Origin of the sequence: Paenibacillus larvae subsp. larvae (assembly GCF_002003265.1) — a bacterium.
GTDB lineage: Bacteria > Bacillota > Bacilli > Paenibacillales > NBRC-103111 > Paenibacillus_H > Paenibacillus_H larvae.
Genome location: NZ_CP019687.1, coordinates 2,539,713 through 2,557,885, shown reverse-complemented (window position 1 = coordinate 2,557,885; position 18,173 = coordinate 2,539,713). Strand labels below are relative to the sequence as shown.

Sequence of the window (18,173 nt, the reverse complement as noted above, 5' to 3'; positions counted from 1 at the left end):
AAATTGATTCGAATTATAAAAGTTTTTAATAGGCGGCAGGGTTGTAAACTCTGATGAATTATGCTAACCTTTCAACAGGGAAATTTGTTGTACTTTTATAAGAATATGATGCCGAGTCCTGCTCTTTCACAATCAGGGAGCAGGTACGGGGGACGATTTACTGGGGTGAATTTGCTAGATTTACGCATTAGGGAATACCTCTTCCCGAACCCGTCAACTAACCTCGGAGGCTATAAGGAGGAAATGTTTTTGTCCACGAAATGGTTGAAAAGTCTTGTCCTTTCAGGTGCTTTAGTAACTACAGGTTTATTTGCATCCGCTACGACTACACACGCAGCTATTCCAGACGGGGTTAAAGTTCAGATCAACGACCATCTGGTTGATTTTCCGGATGCTATGCCTTATTTGTATCAAGGATCATTGATGACTCCTCTTCGGGCAGTAGCCGATGATTTAGGTTATAAAGTGGAGCATCAAATGATTAATAACGATTCTCAAGTCAGGGTCAAAGTCACAGGAAACGGCCATGTGCTTGAATTGGGATCCGGTAAGGTTGAAGCAAAGGTAGATAATAGAAGCGTAACTTTGCGCACTCCACCTGTTATTAAAAATGGGCGTGTTTATGTACATATCCGCTCTATAGGAGATCACTTTGGACATATTGTCCAATGGGATGCAAACAATGAAATTGGTATTCTTGGAGCAGACGGCAAATACCATGCTCCGGCTTGGTATAAGCCTGCAGTACCAGACAACGATACAGCCTCATCTGTTAAGAAAGCAATCGTATCTACAGCCAAACAGTATATCGGAGTCCCATACCAATGGGGAGGAACATCTCCAAGCGGGTTCGACTGCTCTGGGTTTGTAACTTATATCTTTAATAAACAGGATATTACTCTTCCGAGAACTTCTTCAGGCATGTACAGTTCTGCGGGAACTTCCGTATCCAACCCGGAACAGGGAGACCTTGTCTTCTTCGCAAGCGGCGGTAAGGTGTTCCATGTGGGCATTTATATCGGCGGTAACCAATTTATTTCCGCTACCAGTGATGGAGTCAAAATCGATAGTTTAGGAAACAGTTATTGGAAAAATGTGTATGTAGGCGCTAAAAAAGTAATGTAAGGACATACCTATATTGGAACGAGTTAGAGAGTCAGACCGCTTTCGGACATTGTCCGGAGGCGGTTTTTCTTGATAGATAATAGAGTCTAAATACCGGTCTTACTTGGGGCGCTAAAAAAGCACTACGGAAATAGTAAAAACTGTAATTTCTACTTGTCCCAGAAAAACTCAGATATTCTTCTTTGTTTTATTGTTTTCATTATAGAATAAGCCGTACAGGCAAATGGTTACAACTTGACAACAAAAATGACATGGGTGACGCCGTTCCCTTTTTAATAGAGTTTCATAGACTGATAGGGAAAGGAGGCGAAACCCGATGAGCCTTTTCATATTCAGCAGCAGCACAGCAGTTCTAGGGACAATTATCACGTATGCTTTCGGCGGCTGGTCCGATCTGCTTTCATTCTTTCTTTTAACCATTGCTATTGATTATATAACAGGTATCGCCGCTTCAATAAAAGAAGGGAAGGGTCTGGACAGCAATACCGGCTATTGGGGGTTGGCTAGAAAAGGTCTTATTTTACTGGTCATACTTCTGGCCCATCGTCTGGATCTACTGATGAAAACAAATGTTGTGATGAATGCCTCTGTTTTTTTCTACTTGGCCAACGAACTAATCTCTATCACCGAAAACTATGGCCGGCTTGGACTTCCAATGCCAGATAGGTTAAAGCAGGCGATAGAAGTTTTAAAGAATAAAAATCAAAAACCATAAGTGCTGATCCCCTTCTTATTTGTGGATAAATTTGAACCGTATTTGTGCATTGGGCACGATTTGATTAAAAAGATCACAGGCATTTTTACAAAATGAAATGGTTTAATCTTTAGACAGCATCCTTTGGACGATTTTTTCAAAAGAGCGCCGCCAGGGGAAAAATGCCTTGGCTGCAAGAGTCGGGCGAATTCCTTTTCCCGCCGTATAACGGAGCTTAGGATGTTTGGCACGTAAACTTTGGAGAAGAATCTCAATAACGTCCATTGGATTTCCTGCGGAGGCTGCACTTTTTCGAATTTCTTTTTCTAGACGGGCAGTCTCCTTTTTGAGACAGCTGTGGGCAATCCTATCCTGAGCAGAGGATATGCTTTTCTCCCATATTCCCGTTTGAAAGGGACCGGGTTCGATCAATATAATATCAATGCCCAAAGGACTCGCTTCGTGCCTTAGTGATTCGGCAAATCCCTCTAATGCAAATTTCGAAGCTGCATAGGGGGCCAGACCGGGAAATCCTACCCTCCCGCTTATAGAACTGATCAGAACAATTTTCCCCCGCCCTTGCTCTCTCATAAAAGGCAATACCTCTTTGGTGACGGCTACCGTACCAAAGAAATTTACCTCCATCTGTCCCTCCACTGTTCCATCGTAACATCTTCTACATAGCCACCAACCGCAATTCCCGCGTTGTTGACGACCCGTCCATTCTTCCAAATTTGTCTATAGCCGCTTTAACTGCCGACCGGATGGATTGTTCGCAGGTAATATCCATAGGAAGCAGGTAAAGGCTGGATACGAGCCCCTGCTCTCCGGCCTGTTTGAGCAGATGATCCTTACTGGATAAATATGTAAGAAGAAAAGTTTGTATGCTTGGAATTCTATCATGAATTTTCTGTCCATGAATGGGTGAAAGAGAAGCAAAAATGGATTCTATTGTATAGACGGGAGAAAAAGGAGGGAACCCTTCAGATAAGGTTGCAATTTTAATCAATTTCTGTTTCTATAAAAATAGAAGTAACTTACTAAAATAAATTTTATATAAAGGATGATGGTCATGATTCAAGTATATCCTGCTTCGTCCCGTTTTCACGCTGACCATGGCTGGCTGAAAACCGATTTTAGCTTCTCATTCGCTGAGTATTACGACCCGGATAACCTGTTTTTCGGCCCGATGAGAGTGTTGAATGATGACTATATCGCGGGTCACAAAGGCTTCGGAATGCATCCTCACAGGGAAATGGAGATTGTTACTATTGTTCTGAAGGGACAATTGGAGCATCAGGATAGTCTAGGAAATAAGGCGGTTACCAGTTTTGGAGAGGTACAACGCATGTCAGCGGGCAGTGGTATTATGCATTCTGAAATCAACCCCGCCGCAGAAGAAGTAAATTTACTGCAGATGTGGTTCTTACCTGAAGAAGAAAACCTGACACCGTCTTACGAAACGTCCAAATTTGACCCGCATAAAATGGTGAACACTCTGCTGCCAGTGGTATCCAAGCATAAATTTGAGCATTCTGCCCGTATTCATCAGGATATGACAATCTATCTATCTGAGCTTAAGCCAGACCAAGCCGTTGATTTTGTACAGGAGAAGGGACGCCGTATTTTTTTCTTTGTGCTGGAAGGAAGCGTGAAGCTGAATGGTAATACCGTATTGGCCAGAAGAGATTCTGCCAGGATTACGGAAGAGCATGAACTCAGCATCGTTTCTTCGGAAGGTGCGAAGTTTATGCTTACAGATCTCCCCTGATCAACCCGTATAAAAAGCAGCAAGCCCCGTTAATCGGCACGATGATGTGCCGGTCAACAGGGCTTTTTTCATAATAAAGGATGGGATTAGGCAGGCAATTGATTTCCTTTGATCCAAACTTGTTGAAGTTCCAGACCGTTTTGGCTGACAAGCAGCATGTCCGCGTCTTTTCCTTCTGCAATGGACCCGATGCGGTCATCCAGACCCATATGTTTGGCTGGAGTTGTGCTGGCAAACCGGCTGGCTTGAGGTACGGATACCCCGATTTCCCGGACAAGAAAGCGGAAGCCGCCGATGGTAGTCAGTGTGCTTCCGGCAAGACTGTCACCATCTTTAAGACGGGCAACACCATCTCTAACTACCACATCCTGGCCGCCTAATTGATACATGCCGTCACCCAGACCGGCTGCGGACATGGCATCGGTTACCATGATGAAGTTGTCCTGATCTTTAGCTTTTACCAGCAGTTTGCCGCAAGCTTTATGCACGTGAATACCGTCTGAGATCAGTTCGGCTACGATGGCCTCCTCCGTCATCACGGCTCCGACCGTACCGGGTTTACGGTGATGCAGTCCAGTCATTGCATTGAATGTATGGACAGCGTGGTTAAGACCATGCTTAACTGCTTCTACGACGGCATCATAATCCGCGTCCGTGTGTCCTGCCGCGGCAACAATGCCTTGACTGCGGACGAATTCGATCACTTCAAGGGCATGTTCACGTTCCGGAGCGAGGGTTAGCATACGGATTAATCCCGGATAGTGGTTTGTCCATTCTTTCATCCATTCCAGTTGAGGATTCACGATAAAAGCAGGATTTTGTGCACCTGGCCATTTTGGGGAAATGAAGGGACCTTCCAAATGTACCCCCAGCAATTGGGCATATTTCATTCCTTTACGCTGATAGGCATCCACAGCGGCAAGTACATCTTCAATGGCTTCCTTGGAAGCCGTCATCGTGGTTGCCAATAGACCAGTCGTTCCCTGGCTGGCATGGAAGCGGGTAATCGTATCATAGGCTTGTTCATCCGCGTCCATGAAATCAGCTCCGTAGCCGCCATGAATGTGCATATCAATGAAGCCGGGCAGAAGCCAGCTTCCTCCGGCATCTATTACGTTGCCTTGTGCTTCCGGGTATTCTCCGTTTTTCAGAATACGGGCAATTTTTCCATCCTTAACAAGTACCGTACCGTTCTCAATAACTTCCTTTTCCGTTACGATTGCAGCGTTTTTGATAGTCAGTTCATTGGAACTCATTTAAATAACCTCCCGGCTTCCGCATCTAGCAGCACAATAAGGTTCGGGTGCATTTGCAGCAGGCTCGCCGGTATTTCAGTAGTAACCGGACCTGTTAGGGCACGGTGGACAATTTCTGCTTTATCTGCACCGCGGACAACCAGCACAAGAGTTTTGGCTTTCATGATAGTGCCAACCCCCATCGTAACTGCTTGTTTTGGAACTTCGTCAATAGAGTTGAAGAAACGGGCATTGGCTTCGCGGGTTTCTTCTTTTAATTCTACCACATGAGTTCCACTGATAAGCTCATGTCCCGGTTCATTAAAACCAATATGTCCATTATGACCGATACCGAGAATTTGCAGATCTACCTGGTTTACTTTCTCCAGTTTTTTATCATATTCCGCACACTCTTTCTCAAGATCTTTGGCTCTACCGTTTGGCAGATTAGTCTGCTCAGCAGGAATATCAACCAGATCGAAGAGATGTTTTTTCATGTAGGCAACATAGCTTTCAGGGTGATCTTCGGAAATGCCGACATATTCGTCCAGATTATAAGTGCTGACGTTTTTAAAACTGACCAGGCCTTTATTATACGTTTTGACAATTTCCTCATAGATGCCGATAGGTGTTCCACCGGTTGCAAGCCCCAATACGGCACGGGGATTCATTTGGACGAGGCTGGTAACCAGCCCGGCTCCGACTTGATTCAATTCTTCCTGTGTCTTAAATACATAAATAATCATTCGTTATTCTCTCCCTTTGTTTCTGTATTTTCTTACAAGCTGATAGCTCCGTTCCAAACGGGGGATGAGTTCATCAAACTCTTCACTCACCAGGCTGGTGAATAAAATATCAATCACATGTAGCTGGGCAATACGCGAGGCCATGTCTCCCCGGCGCATCCCTTCCTCAAGTGTTGAAGCAAACAGCCGGATGTCGGAAAGGTTAGCCAAAGGATTAGTTCCGAATTTAGTCAGGCTGATCGTTACAGCCCCCCGTTCCTTCGCACATCTCAGGGCCTGGATTGTCTCTTCCGTATCACCTGAGTAGGAAATGGCGAATACCACATCATTTTCGCCCAGATTAGAAGCGGAGGTAATTTGCATGTGGGGATCCGAGAAAACGGATGTACGTTTTCCGATCCGCACCAGTTTCTGATAGAAATCTTGGGCGACAATACCGGAGGTAGCCACACCATACAAGTCGATCTGCCTGGCATTCTTAAGAGCGCTTACGGCCTGCTGAAGCTGCTTTATGTCATTTAGTTGGGTAGTATCCGCAATCGAACGAAGATGATTGGCCTCGATCGCTGATACAATTTCACTCAGTGGATTTCCGGCAACGATATCTTGATAGGAATGTTCGGAAGGCTGCTTTGCGAGTTCGCCGGATAGTTTCAACTTAAAGTCGGTAAAACCTTGAAAATGAAGTGATTTACAAAAACGAGAGATTGTAGCAGGGCTTGTCTGGGAGCGTTCCGCCAGTTCCGTAATCCCCATGCTTACCACCTCATGGGCATGTTCTACAATATAGGATGCCAGAGCCTGTTCTTGACGATTCATGTTTTCCTTATTTTGCTCCAACGCATGTAAAATACCGGACATCGCAACCCGCCTTTTTTGGAAATTTTTTCTGAAATAATCCTTATTAATAGGAAAATATTTTTCATTTCTATGATACGTGATTTCTTTCCGCCGTTCAACCGTGTTTTTGCTGCAATAAAGACGATTATTTGACAAAACGCTGTATTTTTGACATGCTAACTCTGATTGTATAAAAGGAGAGATACTATGACTGTAGAGAAACCGGAATCCATGATTTTTGATCTCGACGGAACATTGTTTAAAACAGAAACGCTTCTACTGCCTGCTTTCCATGTTTCCCTGACACAAATGATTCAAGAAACAGGATACGAAGGTCCGGTACCGGAGGACCGCGAAGTTCTGGGTACTCTTGGCATGCTGATGGATGAAATCTGGAAACGCCTGCTGCCGGGATGCACACCTGAACAAATTGACAGGATGAACGAATTACTCGCTTATCATGAACTATCAGGACTGGAATCCGGTAGGGGAGTCCTGTATGAAGGAGTTGCGGAAACCTTGACCCGTTTACAGGATGCCGGAGTCCGGCTGTTTGTAGCGAGCAACGGTCTGGAGTCTTATGTAAAAGGTGTATTGAACATGAGAGGAATCTCTTCTTTCTTCGAAAAGATATACAGCGCCGGCGAGTACAGGACTAAATCCAAAGTCGATCTGGTTAAGCTATTGCTTGAGGAGAATCATGTCCAGGATGCTTTTATGGTAGGAGACCGTTCCTCTGATGTGGAAGCGGGACATAAGAACGGACTGACGGTGATCGGTTGCGATTTTGCAGGCTTCGGTGATCCCAAAGAGTTGGAGGATGCTGATATCCGTATAAAGGACTTCCGGGAATTGGCCCGGCTTATCCGGATATAGGCATAAATAAGCTTTGCTAAAGAACATAAAGGAGGAGCATTTGTTATTATGACCTCGGAAAGAGTCAAAAAGTCAGCTATCTGGCTCATTTTGGCGTTTGCACTGTTTCTCAGGCTGTATTATGTCTTGAATGAAACGTATGAGCCCGTTGAATGGGATCAAAAGAACTATACGACCATGACCGTCCAGATGATTGAAGACGGGGTTTACGGGTACCTGGATACGAAACCGAACACGTATGTAACCCCCGGTTTTCCTATGTTTTTGTATGTTGTGTTTAAAATCTTCGGATACAGTGATATTATGCATACTCATATGATCGTAAGGGTCATTCAGGCCTTTATCAGTCTGGGTGCCATTACTTTTATCTATTTAATAGGAAAAAGGCTGTTCAATCGTCCTACAGGATGGATAGCCGCTTTGTTCGCCGCTTTTTACGGCACGTATGTATGGATGGCTTCCCTTATTTTAACGGAGACTCTCTTTCTGACCTGCTTTATGGGACTGATGTATATGCAGGTACGTATTATCCAGGAAAATAAAAAATGGGATCACTTGATCGGAGGGCTGCTGCTGGGTATATCTGTCCTGATCCGGCCGAACTGTATAGTAGTTGCCCCGGTACCGTACGTTTTCCTCTGGTTCCAGGAGCGCAGGCTGTGCCTGAAGGAGATCAGCTGGGGTGTCGGCATGTTTATTGTAGCGATGCTTCCCTGGTGGATTCGCAATTATATGACGTTCCACGAAGTTATTTTACTTTCCAAAGAAGGATCAGGAAATCCCTTTCTCGGGGGACTGACCCTTATCATATGGGGACTATTGACTGGAGCAAAGTGAACTACGATGACCAGTTTGGGGAAGGGCTGAGAAGAATCAAGCAGGGGCTTAAGGAAGACCCGTGGCTATGGATCCGCTGGTTCACGGTTGGCAAGTTCAAGGATATGTTCATTCATCATATTTACCTTGGTCCGTATCCGAATTTTATGGGGAATATTTACGGAGTCTTTCTGAAATGCTTCCATCTCTTCCTGGTATATGCAGGAATTTTCTTCAGCATGATCGGCATGTTCATCAATAAATCAGTCCGTTTTCTTGCCGTGAATTTCCTGATTATGCTGGGTGTGGCTTTGCTCTTTATTTCAGAGGCTCGGTATACGATTCCAATGATGCCTTATCTGATGATTACTACAGCGGCCGTGATTGTCTGGGCAGGACAATCGGCGGCAAGGCGGTTTGCAGGCCGTAGAGTTTAATTTAGACCGGATTCAATATTGAACCTGAACCTGATTATTGTAACCATATGTAAAGGGAAAAAAAACGTGTTACAAAAGCTTTGGATCAACTATAAAGAAATCATAATCGGTTTGCTGATTACCCTGATTCTGGGTCTGGTTTGGGGATTTTGGGAAAAGGACGGGGCAGCAAAATCCAGAGGCCTGGTTTTGAAACAGGTAGAATCGTCCAAGTCCATTCAGGACCATTATGATGCTGTAGTTATTGGAACGGACCCCGAAGGGGTAGCTGCGGCTGTTTCATCTGCCAGAAACGGGATGAAAACGTTGCTGGTGGACGGACGGGGCCGGGATATTCTGGGTGGTCTTATGACACTCGGGGGCTTAAACAGCCTTGATCTGAACTATGCGCCGGAAATGAAACAAGTTGGAGGAAGATATGAGGTACTCAATAAAGGCATTTTCCAGGAATGGTACAAGAAAATGTCGGGGACTTCCTTCGATACGACTGTAGCGGCTAATGAGTTTTATCAAATGGTAAAGAAAGAAAGTAACATTGATCTGCTCATAAAGACACAGTCGGTCAAACCCCTGCTTCAGGAAAAAGGAGAACGGCAGCTGGTTCAGGGCATTGAAGTAACCAAAGAAGACGGATCTTCCCAAAGGATAACGGCAGATGCTGTTATTGATGCTACCCAAGATGCTGATTTCGCCGCACAAACAAAGGCACCCTTCACCTTTGGCAGGGAAGACATGGGAGATAAGAACAGCCGAATGGCAGTTACCCTTGTCTTTAAGCTGGGGAATGTAAGCGAGGAAGCCTGGAAAAAGCTGCAGCAAAGTGCAGGAAAGGGCTTCTATGACGCCAACAGTATTTGGGGGATGGGTAAGATGTGGGATTATCCCACTACGGACAAGAACAAAGTCCGAATGAGAGGACTTAACATCGGGCGGCAAAATGACGGCACTCTGTTGATCAATTCTATGCAGCTGTTCGGAGTAGATCCTTTGAATCAGGAGTCCGTTGCCGGAGCATTTGAGACAGCGAAAAAAGAACTCCCTCATGTCCTGGAATATATGAAAAAGTTATATCCTGAACTGAAAGATGCCACCATTGCAGACGTTGCCAAAGAACTGTATGTGCGTGAATCCCGTCACCTGGTTGGGGAGTACCGTCTAAGCATCGTAGATCTGCTGGATAACCGCGATCAATGGGACCGTATCGGATTTGGCTCTTACCGGGTGGATATTCAAAGTACTTCTTATAAACACCGTGGAGAGGAAATGTTTAAGCCTCTTCAATATGCAGTTCCTTTCCGTTCTATAGTGACTAAGAATGTAGACGGACTATTGGTTGTGGGGCGTTCCGCCAGCTTCGATTCCATGGCCCACGGCAGTGCGCGTGTCATCCCGACGGGTATGGCAACCGGTCAAGCGGCAGGAGCAGCGGTGAAACTGGCCAAAGAGCAGGGGATTACTTTCCAGGAGATGTCCAAATCGAAGGAAGCCATTAGCACTCTGCAGGCAAGATTGACGGAACAGGGAATGGATTTACAACCCAAAACTTTTGAACTTCCTCCTTACGCGACCCATAAGGATTATCCTGGCTTGAAAGCGGCTGTTGGTATGAATATGGCTCACGCTACTCATGATTTTGATTTCCAACTGGATAAGCCTTCTAATCCTGCCCGCCTGGCTAACCAGCTTGCCAGAATCAAGTCTTTTCATCCTGAGCTGAAGGGCGGGGATGTACAGGATTTGTTAAAGGCATTTACCGATCCCAAGACTGCCCCGTTAACTGCAGATCAAGCGGCTTATATGCTGGGAACAGCGGTTGGAACACAGGTTAATCAGAATGGGGCAGCTGACGAACTGGTGAAACAAAAATTGCTTAAATCGGAAACGCTCCAGGGAATTAGTAACAAGCAGCAGCTTACCAACGGGGATGTATATATGATGATTCAAAATGTAGTTGAAGCCAAGACTGGGGTCAGCTATCAATAGAAAATAAGAGACAGTACCTGTTCCTTGGGGGAACAGGTGCTGTCTTGTTTATCAGCGATCCGATATGAACCGGTTTTGAAAGAGTCCGCATAGATTTTGATACCGTTCCAGGTTCCTGTGTACCGTTTTGCAGGGCAGGGCCTATCCTGGCATTGCCTGGTTTTTAAGTTTACGGATAGCCTCTTCCTGCTAATGAGTCTCAATAGAAGTTAGGTGAGCACTTCCTGTTCTTTTTCAGAGGATTGAGGTGACAACTGTTTTTGGGTCAATCCTTTGATCAACTGTTCGACATCAAGCCCTGATACATTCTTAAGCATTTCAGGAGCTGTAGCCATAAGAGAAGTAACATAATTGCTCAAGCGGGCAGCTCCTTCCCCATGACCGGTATCCACTATGCTCAGTTTTTCAATCGATTTCATTGGTTCGGCAATTTTGCCTGCAAGCTCAGGGAGCATCTTTACGATGATATCAAGGACAGCCGCTTCACCGAATTTCTCGAAGGCCTCGGCCAGTTTCTGCTTGGCTTCGGCTTCGGCCAGCCCACGCAGCCGGATCACTTCTGCTTCTGCGGTCCCGCGGGCGCGCTCTGCATCTGCAGCAGCCAACCCGTCCAGCCTTTTTTGTTCAGCTTGAGCTTTGGCTTCAGCTTCGATGCGGTATTGTAAGGCATCGGCTTCTAACAGGCGCCGGACTTTTTCCGCTTCAGCCGCCTGCTGAACGGCATAACTTTCGGCATCCGCTTTCTTCTTGACCTCAGCGTCGTATTGTTTCTCCCTCCGAAGGATCTCTTTGGCTTCCAAATCAATCTCCCGTTCTTTTTTCACGAGCTCCACCCGCATTTGCTCCTCGACTACACTTTGTTTGGAGCGTGCCTCTTGAATATGGTAGGCCAGGTCTGCTTCTGCTTTTGCTGTATTCTGATCCCGTTTAAAAGCCGCTATCTTCAATTCTTTTTCTTTGGTTGCTTCGGCGATATTCGTATCCCGCAGCAGTTCGGCCTTTTGGCCTTCCTCTTCCGCTTTAGCCTTTTGAATCCGGGCATCCCTCATCGCTTCCGCTTCAGCAACATCGGCATCACGTTTAACGGCGGCAATCCGTGGCTTACCAAGTGCATCCAGGTAACCGTGTTTATCTCGGACATCCTTGATTGTAAAGGAAACGATTTGGAGACCCATCTTTTTCAGATCTTTGGCGGCAACTCCCTGTACCTCTTGAGCGAAACGATCCCGGTTGCGGTATACTTCCTCAACGGTCATTGAGCCGAGAATGGCCCGCAAATGGCCTTCCAGTACTTCCTGGGCTTCACTTTGCAGGGATTGGGTCGGTTTTCCGAGGAATTGTTCTGCGGCGGTGGCAACATCTTCTACAGAGCCTCCGATCTTGATAATGGCCACTGCATCGGTCATCACCGGGACCCCTTGTTCGGTATACACTTCAGGCGTTGTTACGTCCAGTTTGTGGGAAAGAAGGGAAAGAAATTGCGACTGCTGAAAGATAGGGATGATGAAGGCTCCTCCACCCCGGACAATCTTCATTTTGCGTCCTGATTCGTCTTCACTGACATTTTTGGTTCCGAGGAAAGAACCCGTTACAATCATGGCTTCATCGGGGCTGACGGTTTTGTATCGGGCCCAAAAAGCTATGCCCAGTATAAGAATGACTCCAACAATAATAATTGGGATGAGAAGCATATCCAGCACATTTTCCATGGACAGGTCTCCTTTTCTTTTATTTTAGTAAGATGAAATCTTAGTCAAGCGGTGATACATAGAGTACGCCTTCCCTGATTTCAACTACCACAACCTTTGTTCCTCCGGCAATCTCTTTGCGGTCAAAACTGGCAGCAATCTGGTTGGTTACTCCTCCACCGGCTTTTAATAGTACCTCGCCGTATCCAAAAGCCGGAATCGGGACAAGGACTTCTCCTATACTTCCCTGTAAATCAAAAATGGAAAAAGCAATTGAAGTTTCAGAATTTTTCATCGGTCTAACATACAAAAAATAAAGCGCGATAGATAAAAGGAGTGTCATTAGAAGAGAGAGCAAAAAAACGGGAAGGGCATCAAGAGAAGTATAACGTTCTAGAAGCAGACCTGTTCCCCGAGGATCGTTATCCCTCCGATGAGTATTACAGGCTGGAGAAAAGGGAGCGAATGAGAAAAAAGGGAATCCAATCCGCTTAACAGATGGCCCAGGACTTCCCCGAATAAAAGCGTGAGGAGAGCCAGCAGCATGCCAAGACCAAACAGGATGCCGTATAAAGAAAGCATATCCACCCTCCTTTTCGGTAAAGTAAAAATGCCTATGTATAACAATTTATACGCAAAGATGCTTCCGGTGGTTTCATCAATTAAAGAAGGCCGTATGTCTGATACGGCCTCCAAGTTTTTATTATCCTGTTTCTTCATTAGCTTTTTTCCGGTTACCGGGAGAGGAAAGGGAATGATTTTTGTTTCCAAATTTTACGCTAAGGTAAACACCGAGCCGCTCCCATGACCCGATCCAGCCTGTTACCTTTTTGCTGTCAATAATCCAGTCAGCAAGCTTGACGCAGCAATAAGCAAAAATCATTCCCCCGATGACATCAAGCACCCAGTGAATCTGAAGGTATAGCGTAGATAAGATGATGGATCCGCAGTAAATACCGGCAACTAGGCGAAACCACGGGTTTTTTTCTCTTCTTGAAAGTAGAAGTCCGGCAAAAGCAATGGATGTGTGCATACTGGGGAAGCAGTTCCAGGCTGTCGTAAAAGCCTCTTCCGGTGTGAGCATGCGCTGAAGCATGTCCGGGACTCCATGTACATACCAGACTTCTTGAAGAAGAATCGTATTGTAAAACGGAAGAATAAGAGGAACCTGTAGCAAATAACCCGCAAGTGCATAACGAAGCAGTTTCTTCACATCTTTACTGAAAAAGGAATAGATCAGACAGATCCAGTAAGACAAGGCAAAGCCGTAACTATAGACCCATTTCATATATTCCGTAAGCCATTCCGGCTGCCAAAAACGGAAGATAGCCCCATCATTCAATGGGATACGGTCAAAAAATTCGTTCCATTGGAAGATATGCTGGATATATTGGGTTTGCCAGCCGATGACCTGATGCCACAGCGGATTTGCATACTTATAGATCAGAAAAAACAAAGTAATGGCAATAAGTCCTGGAGGCAGAAACTGGTCCCAGGTTAGGTTACCCTTCATGTCTTTTCGGACACCAAAGAGCGCCGCGATAACCGTCAGGCTGGTCCATCCCCAGTTTTCTACCCGAGTGATCGCAAATAATACAACTGCCGCAAACAACAATAAAATAAATGCGTAAAGTTTACTTGAACGTATAATAGCGGAGTCTCTCCTTTTTTCTTTACTTCATATCTATTATACTTAGGATAGGAAGGGAAACAAGGTCATCCTAGGAATCATTGCTTTTATAGTGTAAAGGAGATTGAACATGCCAGAAGAAAGTAAAGTGCTCATCATTATACCGGCTTATAATGAAGAGGATTCGATTGAAAAAACGGTTGAGAGCGTCATTCAGAACTCTTCCTACGATTATATTGTCATCAATGACGGCTCGAAGGACAGGACACCCCAAATTTTAAATGAACGCCAGTTCAACTGTCTTCATCTTCCTGTAAACATGGGGATCGGGGCCAGCATGCAGACCGGATACAAATATGCTTACCGGCATCATTATGATTACGCTATTCAGCTTGATGCAGACGGACAGCATGATCCAAAGGATCTGGATAAGCTGGTTGCAGAAATAAAGAAGTCCCAGTATGACTTGGTCATCGGTTCCCGGTTTGTAGAGAAGAGCTCTTACAAGGGCAGTGTTTCCCGCCGCATCGGCATTTATTATTTTTATTTGCTGATCCGGCTTTTGACAGGGAATAAAATTACAGATCCGACGTCAGGATACCGGATTGTAAACCGCAAGATCATTAAGGAATTCTCCCAGTATTATCCCATTGATTACCCGGAAGTAGAGATTTTGGTCAGCATGGCCCGCAAAAAATACCGTATCAAAGAAATCAGTGTCGAGATGAAAAACCGGCAGGGCGGGGTCTCCTCTATTAATTTCATGAGATCGGTTTACTACATGCTGAAGGTTACCTTATTTTCCATTATACGGAGAAGTTTCTAGGAAGGGGTTTATACATTGATTCGAGCTATCAGCATTGGAGTAGCTGTCATTTTTCTGCTCCAAATTTTTTACTACACAAGCAAACACAGGCTAAGGGACCGTTATGCCTTCTTATGGATGATGATCGGCCTCTTGGGCCTTGCCACGGCTATTGCGATCCCTTTGCTTAACAAACTGGCTTCCAAGATCGGCGTGGCCTATATGCCCGCACTTGTGTTCCTCATCGTGATCATTGTGGCGCTTAGCTTATTGGTGCATACGACGACGGTATTATCCAAACACCAGGAGATCATTAAAATTCTGGTTCAGGAAAATGCGTATATGAACAAGGAAATCAAGGATTTAAAGGCTAAGGTAGAACAACAGGAACGACAAGTAATTTCTGGAGAAATGAGAGAGAGCTGAATTATGAACATTGTGAACGCTGGACTTATTTTGCTGAATACGGTTTTATTGGTATCGGGACAGTTTCTATGGAAAGTGGGATTGGCCCGTAAAGTAAATCCGTTTGAGAGTATCCGCAGTATTATCGAGCTAATGTTTTCGCCGTTTGTGCTTGGAGGTTTGTTTATTTATGGATTTGCCACTGTTTTATGGATGTACATTTTGAACAGGGTAGATATTAGTATTGCCTACCCAATGCAAAGCATCGTCTACGTGTTTGCTATCATCGGCGGATATTATTTCTTCCATGAATCAATTACTCCGCTGAAAATTTTGGGCTGCCTGGTTATTTTGATTGGAGTCTTGATGATTGGTCTATCCTCCAAATACTCTTGAAAACTTATCCGGATCCCAATAGTCTGAAAGGAAGCTAACGTTGAAACAAATATCGAAATCAGTCAAGCTGGTTTGGCTTGTACTTGCTATTTCTTTTGTAATCAAAGTAATCGTTATTTTGAGTCAGGGTTCTTCGTTTATCTTGGATTCCGATGACGTACAGTATATTCAGACAGCTAAAATATGGCTGGAAACAGGTAATTTTACTTATAATGATCCTTCCCGCCCTACTGTGTTTATTACCCCGCGTATCCTGCATTTATTGCTTTTTTTATGAGTTTTCTTGGGGATGGCTTTGTACTCGAACAGACAATCCGGATAGTTCAAACACTTCTGGTTACGGCATCTTTTTATTTGTTGTTTATTATTGGGCGGAGGGTCTTTGATGAACGGACTGCTCTCATTGCAGTGATTCTTTCAGTACTCTACATTCCGCTTTGGCATGTATCCAATCTGATTCTGACCGAGGCACTATTTACGTTTTTACTGTTTTTGCTCGTATATATTGCGATGAAAGCCGTGGAATCTCCCAATATGGGGTGGGCAGCGGCCTTTGGTCTTGCCTGGGCAGCCACGCTCTATGTAAGGCCCACCATTGCCTTATGGCCCGGTCTGTTTCTTCTGTACATCATGTACCGGAAGCTGGTTCCCTGGAAAAAGCTGATTCCATGCTTATGCGTAACGGCTGTATTCTTTATTGCCTGTCTGATGCCCTGGTGGATACGTAACTATAAAGTCTCAGGCGGAACGTTTATTCCGCTTACCAAATCTGGAGGAAGTCCCCTGCTGCTGGGATCATTTCCGTATCATATTCCTTCCGTTGAGGAAATGCGCAGCTGGCCCAGAGTAGATAATCTATGGATTAATGACGAAAATGATGTCAGGTGGGCAAAGGCAAGAATAGCGGATGGTTTCCAAAGCAAGCCGCTTTTGTATGCTTCCTGGTATACAATCGGCAAATTTGCTGTTTTTTGGGGGATGTTTATTATTGGCTTCCTCTCATGGATATCCCGCTTTGGGTTCCCGTTATTATGCATGAACTTCTTGTATTAGCTGCTTTTGTGGGGATATGGCTGGCCCGGAAGAATCGTAGAGCGGATTTGCTGCTGCTGCTTTTTGCCTATATGTCCATCCTGCATATGGTTTATTTTCCTTTGTCCCGTTATGCAATACCGCTGCTTCCGCTCTTATTCCTTTTTTCCGCACATGCTTTCATCAAATGGAAGGAAAGGAAAAGCAAGAGTAAACTTCGGGTAAGGGCATAACAAAAGATCGCAGATCCTCAGATCATGAGGATGCGATCTTTTGTTCGTCTTTCCTTACAGTGGCTAAATCGTTGTCCGTCTCGTCATCTCGAAGAACTTCCCCGTCTGGTATCGATTTAATTTCTGCTTCGTGAAGTTCGGAAGCGTCTTCCCCGTCCGGCGTTGCCTTAATTCTGGCTACCTGCAGTCCGGAAGTTTCTCCCTCATCCGGCAGGGCTTTAACCTCAGCTTCTTGATATTCGGTACTTACTTCTTCATCCGGCATCGTTTTAATCTCAGCTTCCTGATAATCGATACCCTCTTCTTCATGATCGTTATCTTCAGATAAGGGTTCTGCTTCCTCATCCGGAATAAAAAGGTGGACGGAGGCCTTTGGCTGCTCCATTAACCAGATAGCAAATTCAAGGGGGTTGGTTATGGCTTTTCGGTAAGTATCCATGTCCCCGATTTTTCGGAAGACTTCTCTGGAAGGCTTCGGGTTCACCTCAAGCAACCAGACTTTTCCTCTCTCATCCACGGCCAGGTCGATACCGAGCTCGCAGATTGTACCGAATCTTCCCTCCAGAAAAATGGCAACCTGCGTGCTTATACGAGACATATTGTGCTTGATCCGATTGATTTCTCTTAGGCTTTGAAGCCGGGTAAGAAGCAGTTTCTCCATAGGAACAGCCATCCCTCCGCCGTGCAGGTTGGAGGTAATGCTATGGGTCGGACCTATCCGTCCGGCGCAGCCGGTTACTTCCCATTCTCCCTTCTTGTTTTTTTGCAGAAGAAGCCGATAATCATGTACTCTTCCTCCAGGCAGACGCAGGTTAATGCCCTGCTGGATAATATAGTTTTCATTGATTTGAAGCTGCCGCAGTTTTTTTGGAAGCAGTTTCTTCCCAATCCGCTGAACCTTAAGAATTGTCCGGTCTTGTTTTCTTCCCTGCAATTCATACATATGGTTGCCCTTTTTTTCAATACGAAGTATTCCGCGTCCGCCCGTACTGTTTTTGGGTTTTAGGTAGACCATGTCATATTTGCCGGTATACTGAAGGACTTGGCCGGGACCTGAATAACCGGCTGTTGCCGGTAAATGCGGAGCGATTTCAGGCTGTTCCATTAACAGCCTATGCATTTCTAATTTGTTGGTCAGTGGCTTTGCCATGTATTGAATATGTTTATGTTTACTCCGGAATGCTTTCAAAATGGCATAGTTCTCCTTCCCTTTATACCGGCAGCGGTCATAGACCAGCGGAGGCATGGGACATGTTTTCCGTTTCCATTTTTTCTGGGAGGAATCGTAGATCCAACCTTTCACCGTCGTCCCGGAGGAATTCACGTCGAGAGGGTGGAATACAATAATTTCCAAATCCAATGATTTTGCATGCAAGCTTAATTTCCGGTAGTAGGTTATTTCTTCGTGGCTTTTGGTCGGAACCTGAACCGTAAGGACACCAAGTTGTTTGTTTGCCATTA

Annotated in this window: 21 protein-coding genes, 1 pseudogene and 1 riboswitch; of the genes and pseudogenes, 12 read left to right on the top strand and 10 right to left on the bottom strand. The window is 45.2% G+C overall.

From position 1 onward, the window contains the following. Positions 1-99 precede the first annotated feature (99 nt). Positions 100-247: riboswitch (cyclic di-AMP (ydaO/yuaA leader) on the top strand. 2 nt (positions 248-249) lie between these two features. Both BXP28_RS13315 and BXP28_RS13310 read left to right on the top strand, forming a co-directional pair. After that, positions 250-1,125 (top strand): C40 family peptidase, encoded by an 876-nt coding sequence (locus BXP28_RS13315; RefSeq protein ID WP_051427935.1) that lies wholly within the window; start codon positions 250-252, stop codon positions 1,123-1,125. 316 nt (positions 1,126-1,441) lie between these two features. Beyond that, complete coding sequence (locus tag BXP28_RS13310) at positions 1,442-1,840, top strand: phage holin family protein (protein WP_023484075.1); 399 nt, start codon at positions 1,442-1,444, stop codon at positions 1,838-1,840. A gap of 102 nt (positions 1,841-1,942) precedes the next feature. Here BXP28_RS13310 and BXP28_RS13305 read toward each other — a convergent pair whose 3' ends face one another. Both BXP28_RS13305 and BXP28_RS13300 read right to left on the bottom strand, forming a co-directional pair. Further along, positions 1,943-2,464: an SDR family NAD(P)-dependent oxidoreductase gene (locus BXP28_RS13305; protein ID WP_024093327.1), complete on the bottom strand. Its 522-nt coding sequence runs from the start codon at positions 2,462-2,464 to the stop codon at positions 1,943-1,945. A gap of 31 nt (positions 2,465-2,495) precedes the next feature. Then, positions 2,496-2,828 (bottom strand): hypothetical protein, encoded by a 333-nt coding sequence (locus tag BXP28_RS13300; protein WP_023484077.1) that lies wholly within the window; start codon positions 2,826-2,828, stop codon positions 2,496-2,498. 63 nt (positions 2,829-2,891) lie between these two features. On the opposite strand from BXP28_RS13300, the gene BXP28_RS13295 reads away from it, so the two are divergent. Continuing rightward, positions 2,892-3,590: a pirin family protein gene (locus BXP28_RS13295; RefSeq protein WP_036655259.1), complete on the top strand. Its 699-nt coding sequence runs from the start codon at positions 2,892-2,894 to the stop codon at positions 3,588-3,590. 86 nt (positions 3,591-3,676) lie between these two features. Here the strand turns inward: BXP28_RS13295 and nagA are convergent, their stop codons facing one another. Genes nagA through BXP28_RS13280 form a run of 3 tightly spaced genes read right to left on the bottom strand, consistent with a single transcriptional unit; the run spans position 3,677 to position 6,432 of the window. Next, positions 3,677-4,846 carry an N-acetylglucosamine-6-phosphate deacetylase gene (gene nagA / locus BXP28_RS13290; protein ID WP_023484079.1) on the bottom strand — a complete coding sequence of 390 codons (1,170 nt, stop codon included), beginning with the start codon at positions 4,844-4,846 and terminating at the stop codon, positions 3,677-3,679. Beyond that, positions 4,843-5,571 carry a glucosamine-6-phosphate deaminase gene (gene nagB / locus BXP28_RS13285; protein WP_023484080.1) on the bottom strand — a complete coding sequence of 243 codons (729 nt, stop codon included), beginning with the start codon at positions 5,569-5,571 and terminating at the stop codon, positions 4,843-4,845. The genes nagA and nagB overlap by 4 nt, the downstream gene beginning before the upstream one ends. 3 nt (positions 5,572-5,574) lie before the next feature. Then, the gene (locus BXP28_RS13280) at positions 5,575-6,432 is read right to left on the bottom strand and encodes a MurR/RpiR family transcriptional regulator (protein ID WP_023484081.1); all 858 of its coding nucleotides are present in this window, start codon (positions 6,430-6,432) and stop codon (positions 5,575-5,577) included. Positions 6,433-6,618: 186 nt separating this feature from the next. On the opposite strand from BXP28_RS13280, the gene BXP28_RS13275 reads away from it, so the two are divergent. The 4 genes from BXP28_RS13275 to BXP28_RS13265 all read left to right on the top strand — a co-directional run bounded on the left by BXP28_RS13275 (position 6,619) and on the right by BXP28_RS13265 (position 10,523). Beyond that, positions 6,619-7,287 (top strand): HAD family hydrolase, encoded by a 669-nt coding sequence (locus BXP28_RS13275; protein ID WP_023484082.1) that lies wholly within the window; start codon positions 6,619-6,621, stop codon positions 7,285-7,287. A 48-nt stretch (positions 7,288-7,335) separates the two neighbouring features. Continuing rightward, positions 7,336-8,124, top strand: coding sequence for an ArnT family glycosyltransferase (locus BXP28_RS13270; RefSeq protein ID WP_257125638.1), 789 nt, complete (start codon positions 7,336-7,338; stop codon positions 8,122-8,124). Then, positions 8,097-8,540, top strand: a complete 444-nt coding sequence (locus BXP28_RS24310; RefSeq protein WP_257125637.1) for a hypothetical protein — start codon at positions 8,097-8,099, stop codon at positions 8,538-8,540. Before BXP28_RS13270 ends, BXP28_RS24310 begins: the two co-directional genes overlap by 28 nt. A 66-nt stretch (positions 8,541-8,606) precedes the next feature. Further along, positions 8,607-10,523 (top strand): FAD-dependent oxidoreductase, encoded by a 1,917-nt coding sequence (locus tag BXP28_RS13265; RefSeq protein ID WP_036657089.1) that lies wholly within the window; start codon positions 8,607-8,609, stop codon positions 10,521-10,523. Positions 10,524-10,732: 209 nt separating this feature from the next. On the opposite strand, the gene floT is transcribed toward BXP28_RS13265, so the two are convergent. From floT to BXP28_RS13250, 4 genes and pseudogenes are all read right to left on the bottom strand, one after another. Beyond that, a complete protein-coding gene (floT, locus tag BXP28_RS13260; protein ID WP_023484085.1) occupies positions 10,733-12,232 on the bottom strand; it encodes a flotillin lipid rafts scaffold protein FloT in 1,500 nt (499 codons plus the stop codon). Positions 12,233-12,272: 40 nt separating this feature from the next. Next, positions 12,273-12,506, bottom strand: coding sequence for an NfeD C-terminal domain-containing protein (locus BXP28_RS24305; protein WP_257125636.1), 234 nt, complete (start codon positions 12,504-12,506; stop codon positions 12,273-12,275). 45 nt (positions 12,507-12,551) lie between these two features. Then, positions 12,552-12,757: pseudogene (locus BXP28_RS24300) on the bottom strand (NfeD family membrane protein); the annotation flags it as partial. A gap of 157 nt (positions 12,758-12,914) precedes the next feature. Continuing rightward, on the bottom strand, positions 12,915-13,826 hold the full coding sequence (locus tag BXP28_RS13250) for a phosphatase PAP2 family protein (protein ID WP_023484087.1): 912 nt from the start codon (positions 13,824-13,826) through the stop codon (positions 12,915-12,917). A gap of 145 nt (positions 13,827-13,971) precedes the next feature. Between BXP28_RS13250 and BXP28_RS13245 the strand changes: the two genes are divergently transcribed. From BXP28_RS13245 to BXP28_RS24290, 5 genes are read left to right on the top strand one after another with little or no spacing between them, the layout of a single operon-like run. Further along, positions 13,972-14,667, top strand: coding sequence for a glycosyltransferase family 2 protein (locus BXP28_RS13245; protein ID WP_023483334.1), 696 nt, complete (start codon positions 13,972-13,974; stop codon positions 14,665-14,667). Between the two features lie 15 nt (positions 14,668-14,682). Continuing rightward, positions 14,683-15,072, top strand: coding sequence for a DUF2304 domain-containing protein (locus BXP28_RS13240; RefSeq protein ID WP_024095155.1), 390 nt, complete (start codon positions 14,683-14,685; stop codon positions 15,070-15,072). A gap of 3 nt (positions 15,073-15,075) precedes the next feature. After that, positions 15,076-15,447 carry an EamA family transporter gene (locus BXP28_RS13235; protein WP_023483987.1) on the top strand — a complete coding sequence of 124 codons (372 nt, stop codon included), beginning with the start codon at positions 15,076-15,078 and terminating at the stop codon, positions 15,445-15,447. Positions 15,448-15,487: 40 nt separating this feature from the next. Further along, positions 15,488-15,724, top strand: coding sequence for a hypothetical protein (locus tag BXP28_RS24295; RefSeq protein WP_237088929.1), 237 nt, complete (start codon positions 15,488-15,490; stop codon positions 15,722-15,724). After that, complete coding sequence (locus BXP28_RS24290) at positions 15,721-16,500, top strand: glycosyltransferase family 39 protein (protein WP_257125634.1); 780 nt, start codon at positions 15,721-15,723, stop codon at positions 16,498-16,500. The genes BXP28_RS24295 and BXP28_RS24290 overlap by 4 nt, the downstream gene beginning before the upstream one ends. Positions 16,501-16,734: 234 nt before the next feature. Here BXP28_RS24290 and BXP28_RS13225 read toward each other — a convergent pair whose 3' ends face one another. Continuing rightward, the gene (locus BXP28_RS13225; protein WP_023483989.1) at positions 16,735-18,171 is read right to left on the bottom strand and encodes a YheC/YheD family protein; all 1,437 of its coding nucleotides are present in this window, start codon (positions 18,169-18,171) and stop codon (positions 16,735-16,737) included. Positions 18,172-18,173: the final 2 nt, after the last annotated feature.